At 58.7% G+C, this 14,741-nt stretch carries 17 protein-coding genes and 1 pseudogene; 1 reads left to right on the top strand and 17 read right to left on the bottom strand.

Annotation, left to right across the window (positions count from 1 at the left end):
* Positions 1–191 precede the first annotated feature (191 nt).
* Positions 192–917: pseudogene (locus ABHV46_RS01395) on the top strand (IS5 family transposase).
* A 9-nt stretch (positions 918–926) separates the two neighbouring features.
* On the opposite strand, the gene ABHV46_RS01390 reads toward ABHV46_RS01395, so the two are convergent.
* From ABHV46_RS01390 to ABHV46_RS01310, 17 genes are all read right to left on the bottom strand, one after another.
* The gene (locus ABHV46_RS01390; RefSeq protein ID WP_438382400.1) at positions 927–1,151 is read right to left on the bottom strand and encodes a hypothetical protein; all 225 of its coding nucleotides are present in this window, start codon (positions 1,149–1,151) and stop codon (positions 927–929) included.
* Between the two features lie 48 nt (positions 1,152–1,199).
* Positions 1,200–1,694, bottom strand: coding sequence for a lysozyme (locus ABHV46_RS01385; protein ID WP_438382399.1), 495 nt, complete (start codon positions 1,692–1,694; stop codon positions 1,200–1,202).
* Positions 1,695–1,857: 163 nt separating this feature from the next.
* Complete coding sequence (locus tag ABHV46_RS01380) at positions 1,858–2,616, bottom strand: MltR family transcriptional regulator (RefSeq protein ID WP_438382398.1); 759 nt, start codon at positions 2,614–2,616, stop codon at positions 1,858–1,860.
* 96 nt (positions 2,617–2,712) lie between these two features.
* On the bottom strand, positions 2,713–2,982 hold the full coding sequence (locus ABHV46_RS01375; RefSeq protein WP_438382397.1) for a hypothetical protein: 270 nt from the start codon (positions 2,980–2,982) through the stop codon (positions 2,713–2,715).
* Between the two features lie 83 nt (positions 2,983–3,065).
* On the bottom strand, positions 3,066–4,085 hold the full coding sequence (locus tag ABHV46_RS01370; RefSeq protein ID WP_438382396.1) for a hypothetical protein: 1,020 nt from the start codon (positions 4,083–4,085) through the stop codon (positions 3,066–3,068).
* Positions 4,082–4,597, bottom strand: coding sequence for a hypothetical protein (locus ABHV46_RS01365; protein ID WP_438382395.1), 516 nt, complete (start codon positions 4,595–4,597; stop codon positions 4,082–4,084). Before ABHV46_RS01365 ends, ABHV46_RS01370 begins: the two co-directional genes overlap by 4 nt.
* A gap of 47 nt (positions 4,598–4,644) precedes the next feature.
* Complete coding sequence (locus ABHV46_RS01360) at positions 4,645–5,373, bottom strand: hypothetical protein (RefSeq protein ID WP_438382394.1); 729 nt, start codon at positions 5,371–5,373, stop codon at positions 4,645–4,647.
* Positions 5,370–6,179 carry a hypothetical protein gene (locus ABHV46_RS01355; protein ID WP_438382393.1) on the bottom strand — a complete coding sequence of 270 codons (810 nt, stop codon included), beginning with the start codon at positions 6,177–6,179 and terminating at the stop codon, positions 5,370–5,372. Before ABHV46_RS01355 ends, ABHV46_RS01360 begins: the two co-directional genes overlap by 4 nt.
* A gap of 3 nt (positions 6,180–6,182) precedes the next feature.
* Entirely contained in the window at positions 6,183–7,412 is a 1,230-nt protein-coding gene (locus tag ABHV46_RS01350) for a hypothetical protein (RefSeq protein ID WP_438382392.1), read from the bottom strand.
* A gap of 89 nt (positions 7,413–7,501) precedes the next feature.
* Entirely contained in the window at positions 7,502–8,095 is a 594-nt protein-coding gene (locus ABHV46_RS01345; RefSeq protein ID WP_438382391.1) for a hypothetical protein, read from the bottom strand.
* Between the two features lie 6 nt (positions 8,096–8,101).
* Positions 8,102–8,581, bottom strand: a complete 480-nt coding sequence (locus tag ABHV46_RS01340; protein ID WP_336947497.1) for a CreA family protein — start codon at positions 8,579–8,581, stop codon at positions 8,102–8,104.
* Between the two features lie 135 nt (positions 8,582–8,716).
* Complete coding sequence (locus ABHV46_RS01335; RefSeq protein ID WP_438382390.1) at positions 8,717–8,941, bottom strand: hypothetical protein; 225 nt, start codon at positions 8,939–8,941, stop codon at positions 8,717–8,719.
* A 296-nt stretch (positions 8,942–9,237) separates the two neighbouring features.
* Positions 9,238–9,792, bottom strand: coding sequence for a hypothetical protein (locus ABHV46_RS01330; protein ID WP_438382389.1), 555 nt, complete (start codon positions 9,790–9,792; stop codon positions 9,238–9,240).
* Complete coding sequence (locus ABHV46_RS01325; RefSeq protein WP_438382388.1) at positions 9,789–11,525, bottom strand: hypothetical protein; 1,737 nt, start codon at positions 11,523–11,525, stop codon at positions 9,789–9,791. Before ABHV46_RS01325 ends, ABHV46_RS01330 begins: the two co-directional genes overlap by 4 nt.
* 45 nt (positions 11,526–11,570) lie before the next feature.
* Positions 11,571–11,975: a hypothetical protein gene (locus ABHV46_RS01320; RefSeq protein ID WP_438382387.1), complete on the bottom strand. Its 405-nt coding sequence runs from the start codon at positions 11,973–11,975 to the stop codon at positions 11,571–11,573.
* 386 nt (positions 11,976–12,361) lie between these two features.
* Positions 12,362–12,865 carry a hypothetical protein gene (locus ABHV46_RS01315; protein ID WP_438382386.1) on the bottom strand — a complete coding sequence of 168 codons (504 nt, stop codon included), beginning with the start codon at positions 12,863–12,865 and terminating at the stop codon, positions 12,362–12,364.
* A 179-nt stretch (positions 12,866–13,044) separates the two neighbouring features.
* Entirely contained in the window at positions 13,045–14,271 is a 1,227-nt protein-coding gene (locus ABHV46_RS01310; protein WP_438382385.1) for a hypothetical protein, read from the bottom strand.
* Between the last annotated feature and the right edge of the window lie 470 nt (positions 14,272–14,741).

The raw sequence follows: 14,741 nt of genomic DNA, 5'->3' as shown, positions 1-14,741 counted from the left end.
CCAAAGACCGTCAACTCCCGAGCTCATATCGGACGCTATAGCGTAGCCCAAGGCTTCCTCGAAGCAGACGTAGCGTGCACAGTCGGGACCCCTGCTAGGCTCAGGACCCATTGATTTGATGGCGGAGATCTGATTCAGGCTCTGTGAGGAGACTGAAGATGAGTGACCTGTATTGGCTGACGTAAGAGCAGATGGATCGTTTGCGGCCCTTTTTCCCGAAGAGGCATGGCAAACCTCGCGTTGATGATCGTCGTGTGTTGAGCGGGATCATTTTCGTGAACAGAAATGGTCTGCGCTGGCGTGATGCGCCTCGGGAATACGGTCCACACAAGACGCTCTACAACCGCTGGAAGCGCTGGAGTGCTATGGGGATCTTCATCCGCATGATGGAGGGATTGGCTACTGGCAAGGCAGAGCCTCAGACAATCATGATTGATGCGACCTAATCTCAAGGCCCATCGCACGGCTTCGAGCCTGCGGTTAAAAAAGGGGGCCCAAGCCGTTTGATCGGGCGGACCAAAGGCGGGATGAATACGAAGCTGCATGCTGTCACTGACCGGAACGGACGTCCGCTCGACTTCTTCATGACAGTAGGTCAGATCAGTGATTATACTGGTGCCGCTGCCCTTCTGGACAGTCTGCCATCAGCCGAATGGATGCTGGCAGACCGGGGCTATGACGCTGACTGGTTCAGGGATGCCTTGGAGGAGAAAGGGATCAAACCCTGTATTCCTGGCCGAAAATCTCGTTCAGAACCGGTCAAATAAGACAAACGGAAATACAAAAGACGCAACCGTATCGAGATCATGTTCGGCAGGCTCAAGGACTGGAGACGGGTCGCAACACGCTACGACAGACGCCCGACCGTCTTCTTCTCCGCAGTCTGCCTCGCCGCAACAGTCTTGTTTTGGCTATGAGGCCTGAGCCTAATCGTTGTTCAGATTAACGGCGTGCCGAGAATTCATGCCGATACGATTGACCAAACAATAGATGGTCAGCCACTTCGAACCTTTCGCAGGCTTTGGCCAGAACCGTGCAATCACAGCGCAGAGCGAAACCAGAAACGTACCGATCAGCGTCAGATCGGCCGCAATCTCAGCCGGAATGAACGGGAGTACGGACGCGTAAAGGCTTTGCCAGTCTAATGTCATGGCAGTGTGTCCTCATAGTCGATTGTGGGGAAGAGAAGAGGCGGTCGATCAGACCGTAAACGGCACACCCGAAACAGGGCGGCCCTGATAGACAGAAAGCTCGATACGGCGGCGACGCTGAAGGCCGGGCAGGGGAATCAGACGGCCATTCGCCGTCGCCTTGTCCCACCGCAGAAGCTGCTGCCCCGCCGCCGTGTAGAGCCGCTGGTTGAGCAGCCGCAGCAATGTCGAACCCCGCACAGCGGCACTCCCGACATTATACTGCCAGGACAGCAAAGCCCCTTCCTGCCAGGGCAGAAGCGGCACGGTGACCATATCAGCCAGAACCCGCTGCAACCCGGCCACCGTGCGCTCCAGCAAGGCCACGGCCTCACTCTCACTGATCGGCTCCGTCAGCCGCGTAACCGGCGACCCATCGGTCAGGGCACGATTGCCATAGCCAATCGTCCAGTACCCCGCAGGGCAAAGATAGGGCGCAAGACGCAGCCCCTCGAAATCGTCCCGACGCAAAAGCGCCGTGGCAATGTTGAGCGCATTGCTCATCAGATGAGTCTCCAGAACGAAAAAACCGCCCAGGTGGGGCGGCTTGGATATCAAGTCTAGCGAGTTATAGGGCCCACTCCCGAGTCCGATTTGTTATGATTACAAATCGATCCGGTCGCCTCCTAGCAAGCGGTGCCTTTACCTCAGTTGTCGTGGTCAGACATCAGTAATCAGGGTCCCGAGTCCAGGCGTTCAATTCGGACTGAATTACTCTCACTTCATCCTGCCTCGCACGTGGCGCGTTAAGCCGAACAATCTCCAACATACCTTCCCACCGGTGCCTAGCCGCGAGAAGGAAGCGGCGTCGATCTCCACTCGCCGATCCAAGCTCTTCCTGGATCTCTGTCAAGCGACGCCTACATGTCGTCATCTGTTCATCCAAATCACCCGGAACCCCAGCTATAATGTGCTGCCCCCTCAGCGTTGCGCCACCACGTTTCCGCACCCTTTGAGCAGTAACTCTGAGTTCGAGAAGAAGAAGGCCGATCGACGTTCGTACCTTGTCGAGGGGTGTTTCTGGATAATGGTCATCGAGCGAGTGAAAGTTCAGGGCTCTAATAAGGGTGGCGATCCTCTGGTCAGTGAACGATACCGGCTCCCAACTGTGTGCGAACTCGTTTCGAATTTTCCTTAGTCGGTCAAGATCATTCGCCTGATGCGGCGTCAGCAAACCTAAAGCCTGTGCCATCCTTATTCGTGCCGATAGGGTACCTAGCGGCGCACTGAACCCTTCGAGCATCTTGTTAGCGGCCTCCCCTGGCATAAGGTAGACCTTAATTAGATCACGCAACTCCTCTTCGGCGAACGCCGCAAGGGAGAGAACAAGTGCCCGCTCGTCTAGCTTCTCGAGCAAGGAATTGAGGCGGTTAAGACTACCGAAAACGTCATCCTCATGCGGCAAAATACCTTCCTCGTCAGCCATTTTTCCTCCTTCTGATCTTCAGGACCGTACCGTAAATTTCCCTGCCTGTATGATGTATCTGGCAGCAACGCTTTAGTCCAAGGTCAGAAGATTCCGTTAAGGTGAAGGGCGTACCACACCCCTATGATCAAAAGCCTTGCGCAGGATCGCATTCTGCGCCCGCAACTCCTCGATCAACGCGAGATACTCCTTCTCGCGTTCTTCCAGCCTGTCCACGCGGGCGTTCAGCCGGTCGAGGTCCTGACGCTGTGATTCGATGGTGGCTTTCGCGCTCGACGCCCCGAAGCCGATCAGCCAGCGGATGGTGAAAAGCAGGCCGCCGAGAACCGCAACCCACCAGGGCTGCGGGGTGAGGTTTTCAGGCATGGCTGCGCTCTCCCGGTGCGGTTTTCGAAGAGATTGAGAGCGGGCGGTCAGACAAATCCCGCCCTGACAGATCCCCACAACCCTCACGGCACAAGCGTCTCGTAGCGGATGGAAGCGCGCCATTTCCACGATCCTGTGCCGGCGCCTTTGCCGGTGAGAGAGACGCATCTTGTCGGCGCATCGACGCCCAGCACGACCGACCACGCTTGCGAGCTTCCGAAAGCGGGGTAGGTTGTGTCATTGCCTGCACGCGCCAGCATCGCCGCGCTGCCAATGTTGCGCGCTGCCAGACCGGAGAAGGTCTGTAGCACCGCGTCCGTTCCGTTGCTCGATATGCCGACCACGGTCACATCCATCCGCGTCACGCCACCGGTCGGGATGACAAAGCAATTCGCGCCGGTAAGCACGCCGGTATTATCCGATGTCAGGATGACACTTGCCCCGGAGGCGCTGGACCCGAAGAGATTGCGATATACCGACAGACCGTTGACCGGTCCCGTCGTGTCTCCACCGGCAAACGGCAGATAGGCCGCGGCGGCGTCTGCTTTATCTAGTTTGGTCTGCTCGGCGCTCGTTGCCCGATCGGTCTCGGCCTTGACCGCTGCTGTCACGCTGGCGGGCGTGGCGTAGCGGGCATCGGCGGAAGTGCCGGTTAGGTAAGGAGCGAGGCTCGCGGTCAGAGCCTCCCCGGTCACGGCGGCATCACGCAGGTTTGCCAGATCTCTGGCCTGGCTTTGCTCGGCGCTCGTAGCGCGATCAGTCTCGACCTTGACCGCCGCTGTCACGCTGGAGGGCGTGGCATAGCGTGCATCCGCAGAATTGCCAGTCAGATACGGGGTGAGCGCACTGGCCAGAGCCTCCTTGGTCACAGCCGTCTCCCGCAGATTGGTCAGGTCGGTCGCGTTCTTCGCGATATCCCGCCCCATGGTGCGAAACGAGATCGCAGCAGATCCATCGGCGTTACGATCCGGCCCGAGCGGCGTATCGAGCGGCAGGCCGTTGGGCGGCACGAATTGCGTCGCGGCCTGAACCCCCGGCATCATGAACAGCAAGAGGCCCGTCATGAGCAGCCTTGCGCCCCAGGGAGAGGATGGTTTCGTCATGACAGATTTCCTGTTCGTGTCGGTATGCCCGCATTGTTCCACCAGCCTGTTCCGGTCTCGCCGGGGTCTGTTGGCAGGGAGCCGAGCCATGCATCCATTGCCTCGCTGGTCAGTGTGGCAGTGGGGGGTTCCGGTGCGGGCGGGAGAGGTACGGGAAAGAGCGTGGGTCGTGTGCCGACCGTAATGGCAATGTCGACCTGATAGCTGTTACCGTGGCTGGAGAGCGCGCAGACGACCACGGTGTGGAGGCCGGGGCTTTTCCATCGCAGCCAGGCAGTGGCTATGGTGCCGAAGAGGTTGATCCAGGCCTGATCGGCGGCCGAACCGGCGGCGAACTCGAAAGAGGTGATAAACTCGCCCGGTGCCAGCAGGCTGTCGAAATCGATGCTGTAATCGCATCCGCTATGAAGGGCCGCAGAGGGCCAGACGAGGGCGGATCTGGAAGAAGGGCAAGCGCCTCCACCCGCCCCGTAACCGGGGCGGAGGATATTGGCGCTGGGTCGCCATGTCATGATGATGTCTCCGTCGATCCTGCCCGTCTACCGGGCAGGGGAAAGGCTCAGCTGTTGAGCCAGTTGAACGCACCGTCCTGCAGCGCCATGCCGAACACGGTCGAGGCGCTGGAACTGCCCGGCACCTGCACGCTGGCCACAAGGCGCAGCGTCGTACCGGGGCTGGCATGGGCCAGCGTCGAGGCCCGCATGCCGAGGAAAAAGAAACGGTCGATGCGCAGATTGCTCCCCGCCGCCGCAGTGGTCTGGGCGGACGCGTTACCTTGGGCATCGAGTGTGTGGATTGCCATGATCGCCCGTGCGACCTGCCACGTTGTGTCGTTGGCCCCGGTATCGGTGAGCCGTAACGTGGCACTGAACTCGGCGCGCAGGGCAGGGCCGGTAAGGGTGATATCCACGCTGCCCAGCGTCATGGTCCGGGCGTTCCATGAACGGTCGGGCACGACGCTCATGCCCTGTATCACCGGCACGGGCACGGCATATTCGGCGGGCAGGGCGGGATAGACGAACGTGGTCCCGGTGAAGTTGAGACGTGCCGTCTTGTCTTGCGTGGTGCCGAGCACGGTATCGCGTGAAATGCTGGCCGGTATGCCATGCATCAGGCGATCGATGCCCCATTCGGCCTGGGTGCCGTCATCGGCGAAGTAATAGACCTCACCATCAGGGAACGCGCCCGACCAGTTGCGACGCCCGGCAGGGGCACCGCTCAGGATGAACGCGCTTGTTCCCGGATTGTTCGCGCTTTCTAGCACAAAATTGCCAAGCATTGCCATCATAATCGCTCCCTTATCGTGAGAGTGAGGGCGCGGCGGTTGGCCGCTCCTGCCGATGAGGTGATCTCGCCCGCCTCGATCCGCCCGAACACCGCATCGCCACTGCGCGTGCCCGCCCCCGGATCGGGCAGAAACAGGATATTCGCTCCTGTTCGCCCGAGGGCAAGCATGGCGCGGCTCTGTGGCAGTTCCTCGGTGCCGAGAGACTGGTGCTCGATGCGCAGCACGCGCCGTTGCCATCGCAAGGTGACGTATTCCACGCCCGACAGGCTCGTGACCGTATCGGCCCCGCTCTCGGCACTCTCTCCGCTGCTCCAGGCCATATTGCGCTGCGGCTGCCAGAGTGGCCCGGCATAGGCCAGCGGGATGGACAGGAAGCCGTCAGGGTTCTGCGCATCGGCGATCAGGATCGTGACCCGGTCGCCCGGTGTTGCAGCATCTAGCATCATGACCACTTGCCCGTCGCGCACATCGGCGGCCAGCAACCCCGAATCATCGGCAAATGTCGCGCCGCGCCAGATCTTCACGGACCATTGCGCGGTGCCGGTCAGGTTGGTGCGATGCAGCGAGAAACACCGCCAGTCCACCACCCCGCCCGGTTCGAGCGTGACCGCGGCCACACGTCCCGGCGCACGCCATGCGGTCGCAGGGGCACCTTGCGGCGTGGCGAGGTTACTCACCGGCAGCTCGGGCATGGAGGTTGAAGCGGTCAGCCGGGCGGAGAGAAAGGCATTATCGCACCCGAACGCGCAGAGCCTGCCGGTGCTGTCGACAATGGGACAGAAACCGGAATCGAGTATGGCTTCCATAGCTCAGCCTCCCGCCTGCTCGGGGGTGAACAGGGGCAGGCGCAGCGACTGGCCGTTGACGTTGATATGCAGCCACTGCACCGGCTGATCGTTGAGCGAGAGACGAGCGCCTTGCCGTACGACCGGGCTTGCGATCTGCAACTCGCCGCCCGGCCCCGGATAGAGGCCCAGATTGGCCGATCCGTTCTCGCCCTTTTGCACGTCGAGCCCCGCCGCTGCCTGCCCGCTGCCCGCCTGGATGTTGAGCGTGTTGGTGGGGGAGGCATTGGGTGAGATGGAAAACAGGAGCTGCCCGGACATGTTGATAATCAGCACGCCGTCATCGGAAAACTTGAGGCGCTGGCCTTTTTTCGTCTGGCTCACGGTCGAGAACAGCATGGCCCCTGAATCGAGACCCTGCACATTCTCACGTGTCTCGCCCGTACGCCATTCGATGCCCTGACGCGCACCCATGGCCATGGCCGTGCCGTACCCGTCTGTGCCATTCGTGCCGGTCAGGCTGTCATTGGCGAAGATGATGCCGCTTTTATGCCGGGAGGGATTACGCACGAACACGATCCCGGCCTCGGCATCGCTCGACCCTTCGGTCTGCCCGCCACCCGATCCGATCTGGATGGCATGGGTGCCGCCGCCGCAATTGGGATGGTAGGGCGTGGACATGCCCGCCGCTGGGCCGCCCATATTGACGGTTTCCAGCTCCATGACGAAGCTCGGCTGGTAATTGACGCCCGCCATGCGCCAGCCCTCGCCATAATAGGCATAGGCCGTGGCGGTGGTGGGGTTCTGCGGTTCGTCCGCCACACCCCAGGCCGCTACCCCGATTGCCAAGGGCACAAAGCCCATATAGCTGCTCTGCTTCTGGCTGTCGGATGTGCGCGACGCCCCCGTGATGCCAATGGCCCCGAAGCGTGAGATGGCGGCGAATGTGCTCGTCCAAGTCCCCCAGGCACCGATCGAGGTCGATCCCATGATCTGCGAAAGCCAGTCATTGCGTGTGGTATCGCGGTTGCGCTGGCCCTGGTTATCCGCCGCCGCCCCAATGAACAGCCGGTCGCCGATCCGCCCGACCGTGGCCCCGTCATCGGCAAAGAACACCCCGCTTGCGTCCTTGTCCGGCACCGCAGGCGCAAACCTGTTGAGCGGTATCGAGCGCGTGCAGCCCTGCTGCTCGACCACGATCACTTCCGACCCGTCGAGCGTCGCAATGCGCGGATAAGCACCTAGTCTGGCCATGGCGATCTGTCCTGTTGAACGGGGAGGCGGGCAGGCAAAGAAAAAGCCGCCCGGTTGGGCGGCTTGAACGGGAAACGAGCGAAATGACCTTAATCGGTGCGGAAAAGATCTTTCGTGTGCTGAAAATGCCATCTTAAAAGGCCGCACATCGTACCTTCACGGCGTGGCAAGGTCGGATCTGTGAAAATCCTGTCTGTTTCCTCATAAAGATGAGTTTCATCGGAAACTTCAGTCCAATGGGAAGGGGGGCCGACCGTCTTCCATATAATCTCATTCTGTCGTGTCCGTGAGCGATAGGCGACCCAGTCCGGTTTATCGTCCCCCTGCGACAGGATCATGACCGGTAATGCTCTGGAATAACTGTCATCACCTGCTCGGAAAGCTGCGGCCCCCATTACAGGGCGGATCAGGTCGTGAAGAACCACCACGTGGGCATCATCAAGGACAATCCGACAGGCTTGCGCGGTGGTCTGAGCGTAAGTTGGTGTATGTTCGGGCTTGTATCCGCGTGGCATCAGATAGAGCGCGGGCGTTGTTGCAGCATCTGACTGCGAAGCCAGCGACATTACGGACAAAACAAGCGCCGCGAATACGAGTAGAACCTTTCGCAACGGGAGGTACCTTTCCATCGTGGTGGCAGACCACTGGCGTTTACAGGTCAGGCGGGCATCAGGAATCCACACTATCCCTTACCATGAAACGGCCGAGATCGCGTTTGCGGGCGAGCCGTCTATGAGGCCCTGACTGGTCACGAGATAGACCGCAGCGCTGTGTTCCTGATCGATCATTCGCGTGATGACGAGGTTTGTGAACAGGAAAGAGTTACGCAGTTTCGTAATGTTCTGCTGTTTGGGCAATTTGGTGATGTCGGTCGGTACCCCAGCGCTTTTCACACAGGAAAGGGAGAAGCGCGTCGGGTTTTTCGCGATCCCGACCGCCCCCTTGATCCCGCCGGTCTGGGCACGCGAGAGATAACACGTCACAGGGAGATCCGGATCGGTAAAGGATGACACCTGCACATCATGCGATCCGAAAAGATGGAACGAGGTATTTACCCCGCCCAGTGTCGTCGCGCTCTGGGCGCAGGCTGCCGACAAGCTCGTGACGACACCCGCTATGGCAAAAGCGAAAAGTGAACGGCGCAAGGCAGAGAGAGATCGAATGGTCATGACTTTCCTGTTCAAGAAGCTGGATCCTGCTGCGCAACATAACAGCACGAAATGCACCCGGCGTCTGGCCGATGAATGACGGAGCTGCATTTTCATATATTTTCTGGATGCAGGTTCGTATCGAGCCCGATCCAACTATCCCTGATCCCCCACAAGATCCTGCAGGATGATCGTTGCTTCGCCGGGCCGCAGCTGCTCGTCCACGACAAGGCCTGAGAGTGTGCGGTCGGGGTGTTCTGGCAGCGTCAGGGTGACGTGATCGCCCAGATCTACCGCGTAACCCTGCTCCACCGGCACGGTGAGGGCATGCAGGCGGCGTGTGCTGGTCCATAAGACGGCGTGCAGGGTCGCGACCCTCACCGCGTCATGATCTGCTTTTATGGGAAAACGCGAACGCCAATAAAAAAGGCGTGGACCTTGGTACTGGTCAAACGCCTGCGCAGAGCTTACGCGGCTACTGTCGGTTGCTGTAACACGTCGACAGATTTTCCACGGTCGCCTCAAATAGAGGCGTGGTTTGTCATTCCTCTATATGCGTCGAAGAGACTTGGATTGCAGGACACAGCCATGCCAGCTGACTGGGCCAAAAGTAGAAAATACCGTCACCCCCCAACAGTCAGGCTTTTTGCTTTTGAGATCGCGCTGTAAGGGGAGCCTTACGCATAATTTGGCTTGCAGCGGTCCAACGCCTGCACGGCCACCTCGCCGAATTCGAGATCGCTCAGATTGATCGAGGCATGAAAGACCTTGCCGAAATTCTCATTGGTGCCCCAGGCGGAAAAGCCACCACCGCGACCACGCGTAGAGAGCATTTCAACCTGATCTCCCTGATCTTCCGGCCAGTTGATATAAATACCTGCCGATTTTGACATGGTCGTCAGGAAATCCTTGAAGCCAAACTCCTGCTGGATGCGCAACCAGAACTCACGGGATTTAGCGTTTGACTCTGGCTTCATCGTGTCAAAGGGTTCGTCCGGAATAGGTGTGGGCAAGTAAGCCCCGAAATCCTCGCTGCTATACAGTGCTTTCTTGAGATTAGCCCCGATCCATTCCGTCGTGACCTGCTTGCGAGGGATGAACGTCGACCAGCCAGAGCGGGAGAAGTGAAGCCCACCCCATGTCTCCTTGCAAATCACGGCCACATATTTTTTGGTACGGATGACTTGAGCATAGCGAGTGGGGATCTGCCAGAAAGGAATGAGGATGCTCATGCGATGTCTGCAATCCTGAAGTCGATGGTTTTGGCGCTCGTTTCAGGGTCAGCGGCAACACGGCCCTTGGCAATTTTCAGGGCCTGGCAGATCGCTCGCCACTGATCGTTGCTCGGCTCTGCTGGCACACCCAGATCGAGAACATAGTTCTGAATCTTCTCTCTGGTGAATTCCAAGCTCGTTCCATTTTTTGGATCTTTCGGGTCGGCGGAGCCGCGATATGGCCCACCGTCGGCACCATAGCGGCGCATAGCTTCGACATTGGCGAGGATACGTCCCTTGAGCCGGGTCATGTTCTGATACGTCGTGCCCTTTAGATCCATGGTCTTGTCACTGACCGCCGTTTTTGATTTTTCGTTCCACTCATCGAAGGCTTTCCAGTTGTTGCGTTCCGCTCGGTAATCCGCCAGCCATTCATAGCCTTCTTTCTTGAGCCGCTGAGCGTCCCAGACCTCGAACGGATTGCCCTGCGCCTGAATGCCGTTACCCTGAGACGTCCATTTCACACCGTCTGACCAAGTGGTTGTAGCGACACCAGCCATGAACTGATTCGGCTTGTTATTAGCTGCTGCGATCTCACTATTACTGACTGTCAAACCGCCCTTCTCTCCAAGGATGGCATGCGCAGGTTTGAAAATCACCGGATCGCAAGGATCGGGCTCCTTTTCCTTCTCCTTCTGGATCGTATCGATATTGTTCAGCACATCCATCTGATCGATCACGGTTTCGAAGAACAGGCCTCCCCCCATCGAGATCACGCGTTTGAACTCGGCGGCGGATGCTGCCTCGTTCATCATGGGGGTGGTCAGGGCGCTCGCTAACAGTGCTGTAGCCTGATCGGCCGAATAGGAGACGTTCTCGACCAGCTGGGCATAGGATGCCGTGCCGTCGATTGCGTGATAGGTGGCGGCTTCTGCGGCAAGCTGGTCGGCGCTCTGGTATTGAACACGGTTCCAGGCGATGTTCAGGTGATACATTGCCGTTGCCATGGTTTTTAACTGCACATCAGTTGGCAGACCCTGCCCCCAATCCTGATAGACCGACTGAAGGGTCTGTCGTCCCGCAGGGGCAAGCTGCGCGCTGACAAGCGTGCTTTCATAGGTTACCTGACCCGAGCCAATGGCGTCCTGCTGCGTAGCGAGCCATGCCGATGTAGTAATCGTCTGGCCTGCCCCGAACAGGAACGTTCCCGCATTTCTGAGGCTGTCCGCCTCAGCAGCGCTATGAGCGATTTTGTAACGCAGGTCGGAAAGGCTTTGATTATTGGCGAGCTGGCTCTGATACTGAGAGCGCTCATCGGTGCTCAGATCGCGAGCGAGAACGGTGTGCGCGAGAGTGTCGACTGCCTCGCTGCCTTCCCAAGCATAGGCGAGCACACGTAAGTTGTCGCTGTAGCTTGCGCCATTGGCGATCCGGTCTGCGTAGGAATCGTACTGGGTTTGCCCCGCCGGCATTTCTCCGGTCGCATTGAGGTACATCTCGTCAATAGCGGCGCGGCCCACTTCGGAATAACCAATGCGGCGTTGTTCGTTTGCCAGGGAGCTAGTGTTTCCGATATCATCCTGCATCTGGCGAATCAGATCTGCATTTGGCGCATGGTTTGTCGCGCGCTGTATCAAATCACCGTATTCACGCCATGCCCGGTCGCTGTAAGCTTCGTTCCAGCGGTAATCCTGTACGGACCAGCCATTGCCGATTTGAGTGGCAGCGTAGTCTCTGTAAGCCTTTTGCATGGCGGTCTCATGACTCAGGAACTGCAAAGAAGGTAGCTCGCCGTATTAACCGTTCTGAACCGCTACGCCCGACTTTGTCGCTGTCGCTGTCGCTGTCGCCGATGCCAGTAAATCCGCCACAGCATGGCCTGCTGTCATATCCGGGCCTGCCGAATTGCTGTTTACCGCTGATGGTGCGGCAGGATCTGACAACATAGCGGAGGTGGCAAGCCGGGTGGCGAGGTCGTTGGTCGAGAGAGTCTTGGCCTGAAGGGCGTCCAGTTGCGTGTCTGCCGCATGCGACGTGCCGCCCGGGAATGACGCGGTTTCCGAGGGGCCGCCAACGCTGTTTGCGGATAGCACGACATCACTCGAAGGGTGATTCATGCCCTCATATGAGAGCGAGCTCGTACCCGCCAAGAGTTCTGGCTTATGGGTTTCCGGCAGGAAGGACGAAAAGGTCTCGGACATTTTGTAACCGATCGTAATTCTTGATTTATTACGAAACAAATGTCTTCCGATGACGACCTGTATAGAGGCAAGACTGTGACAAAGAATGTCGAAATCATATCAGGTAGATTTGGCTCGGTCTTCGCGGCAATGCCGGAATGACTTGTCTCCTAATCATGGCAAAAAGGTCACATGATTCGACTTGAATAATGGCTCTATCCTTAGTCGAATCGGAATCGTAACGCATGATTAGATGAGTGTCATACTTATCTGTCTAATTCGACCGGGTGGGGGCAGGGCGAACGACACAGCTTTGCCGCTTTCGTCAGTCGCTATGCAGGCCCACTGCTGTTGAGGAGCTGGCTGGCCACACACGTTCGCAAGCCACAAAAGCCCAAAGTGTTTTTCTATGTCTGCTGTGCAGGCGTGATGTCGTAGTAATCGCTCAGCTGGTCCAGCAAGAGCGAAACAGCCCCAGCCACGTTATGGCGGCTCCTCCCGTAAATCTGCGCGATGCGTGACACGGGCAATCCATCGAGCACCAGGAGCACGAGCAGATCGGCAGCATAGCGGCCCAGGTTGCGGCGCACGCTCTCGCAGCGCGTCACGGCGGCTGACCGTGCAATCAGCATATCCTCAAGCGTGCCTTGTCCGGTCGAGCGCCGCTCAGGATCGGCGGCCCCCATGATTCCGGTTTCAACGTCCCGCGCCCAGCTTTGGGCAGCCTCAACATGGCGATGCGTGATCGTGCCGCTGTGCAAAAGGCTGTAAAGCCCGACGCCACGGCGCATAACGTCGAATTGCTCTTTTCCCTTTCCCTCGGTCGTCATGGTGAAGCGGTCAGCCCATGCGCCCAGCATGGGGATGATGTTTTCGTTCAGGGGCGTTTGCACCTGGTTTCTAGTCGTCATGGGCAGTCCACTTGTGTGGTGTTGCTTTTCTTCATCGGCTGACAGGACGGCCCGCGCTTAGGCGCTAGGTCTGTCAGGCCTGGGGGTTTCTGCCACGTCAGGCCCAATCCTGGGCGTAGCGTGGCGAATGGGAAAACAGGGCGGGGCTCGCTTATCGGGTTGCTGTTGGCGGTTGCCGGTCACGCGGCACAGACGCGGGGGCGGTGCCAATCAAGATAGGCATCCTTGTCGAACGGGCAGGGCGGCAGGCCATGCTTTGCCGCCAATTCGGGCCAGGCCCGCGTGACGGCAGTGAAATCACGGTGATGACTGAATGCATCGCGCCAGATCTCCATCCCCTTGGCATAGTCGGCCAGGGCCTGCGCTTCCCACGCTTCACGCGGGGTTTCCTGTTCGGGCTCGGGCTCAATGCAACCGGCCTGACGTTCGGCCCAGAACTGTTCGATAGGCTTTTTGAACACGCCCATTTTCTGCGGGGTATCGCCATTCAGGGCCATTTTTGCCGTGTGGCGCTTGACCGCCTCGACCACCGCATCAGCCAGAACGCCATCACGCAGGAACCGCCCGCAAATGCTTTTTGCAAAGCCTGCCTGGCTCTCTGGCAGCTTCCCCAGCTTCATGACCCGCGCCACGGTCTGGGCAATCAGGGGCTCAGAAACCCCCGCGTTAGGTTTCGCGGTTTCGGTTTCTGCGGGTTTCGTAGAATCAGAATTAGAAGGGGATATATGTTTCTCTGACTCTAGATCTACGGAAACCGAGGCTTCAGTTTCAAAACCTAAATCGCCGGAAACCAAAACCACTTTTGAAAACTGGTTTTGGTTTCCGGTTTCCCGTACCGGTGTCGAAGCCACGGGGGTGAGCAGGCGCATTTCCCGTTGCTGCACGGCCTCATGAGCCCGTCTGGCCTTGGCTTCCTCGGGGGTTTCGCCCTTGCGCGGACGCCCCCCTTTGGCCGCGTTTATGCGTGAGGTCATGGCCTTGACGCTGGCGGTCGGGGCGAACTCGCCCGCATCCTGCCGTCCATGGAATGCCTCAAGCCGTTGTGCCTGTTCGGCCCTGGCCTGGGCCCGCTCGGCGCGTCGTATAGCGCGTTCCACCAGATGCGGGCTGTACCAGGCGCCGTCATGATCCTGAAGCATGAAGCCGCTGATCTGAAGCGCGGGGAGCACGCGCCCCAGCACCTCGACACGCTCGCACGCCATTTGTGCAATCTGGCCTTCATCCAGTGCCTGGCACCCAATGCGAAAAACCGCACTGCGAGCGGCTTTCAGCGCATCGAGCAATGCATGGAACACGCCACGTTGCTCGGCTGGCAGCACCTTGAGAAAGGCCATGGATGGCGCCGCGTCACGATCAAACGTGGTCGGGATTCCGTGCACGCCGGGCAATGGGGCAGGGGGTGTCATCCCCCCCCCCTTGGCCTGCGACGCGCCACGTCTACCAGGGCGTCAGCAGGCGTGGCGGCTTTGTTTCGCTCGGGATAGGCTAGGCTCTGCATGTTCTGTAGGGCGATGGACGTAACGCGGATAACGTCATTCAATCTATGGCGCGATCCCACGCTACGCAGCCAACCTCATATTTGCCATTTATTCTACAAACATCCGCCTTTATTACAGTAGAAATATAGCCGATGGAGGAAGACGGCAATGTTTACGCGCCTTATAGTAATTGGTCTGATAATTATTTCCTTACCCGCTTGCGAGAGCTTCGAAGAGAAAATGGCTAAATGCCGCGCCATGGGGGTGAGTGTAGACACCTGCTACCAACAAGCAAAGGAAGATGAGCGGACGTCGGATATGCTGGGAACATATCAGTATAACCAGGATCGCAGGCGAGTCTCTTCTCGGTCTAAAAACAGATAGCCTGCAGAAGAGGA

The organism is Asaia sp. BMEF1, assembly GCF_051628905.1.
GTDB lineage: Bacteria > Pseudomonadota > Alphaproteobacteria > Acetobacterales > Acetobacteraceae > Asaia.
This window is presented reverse-complemented; position numbering and strand designations above follow the sequence as displayed.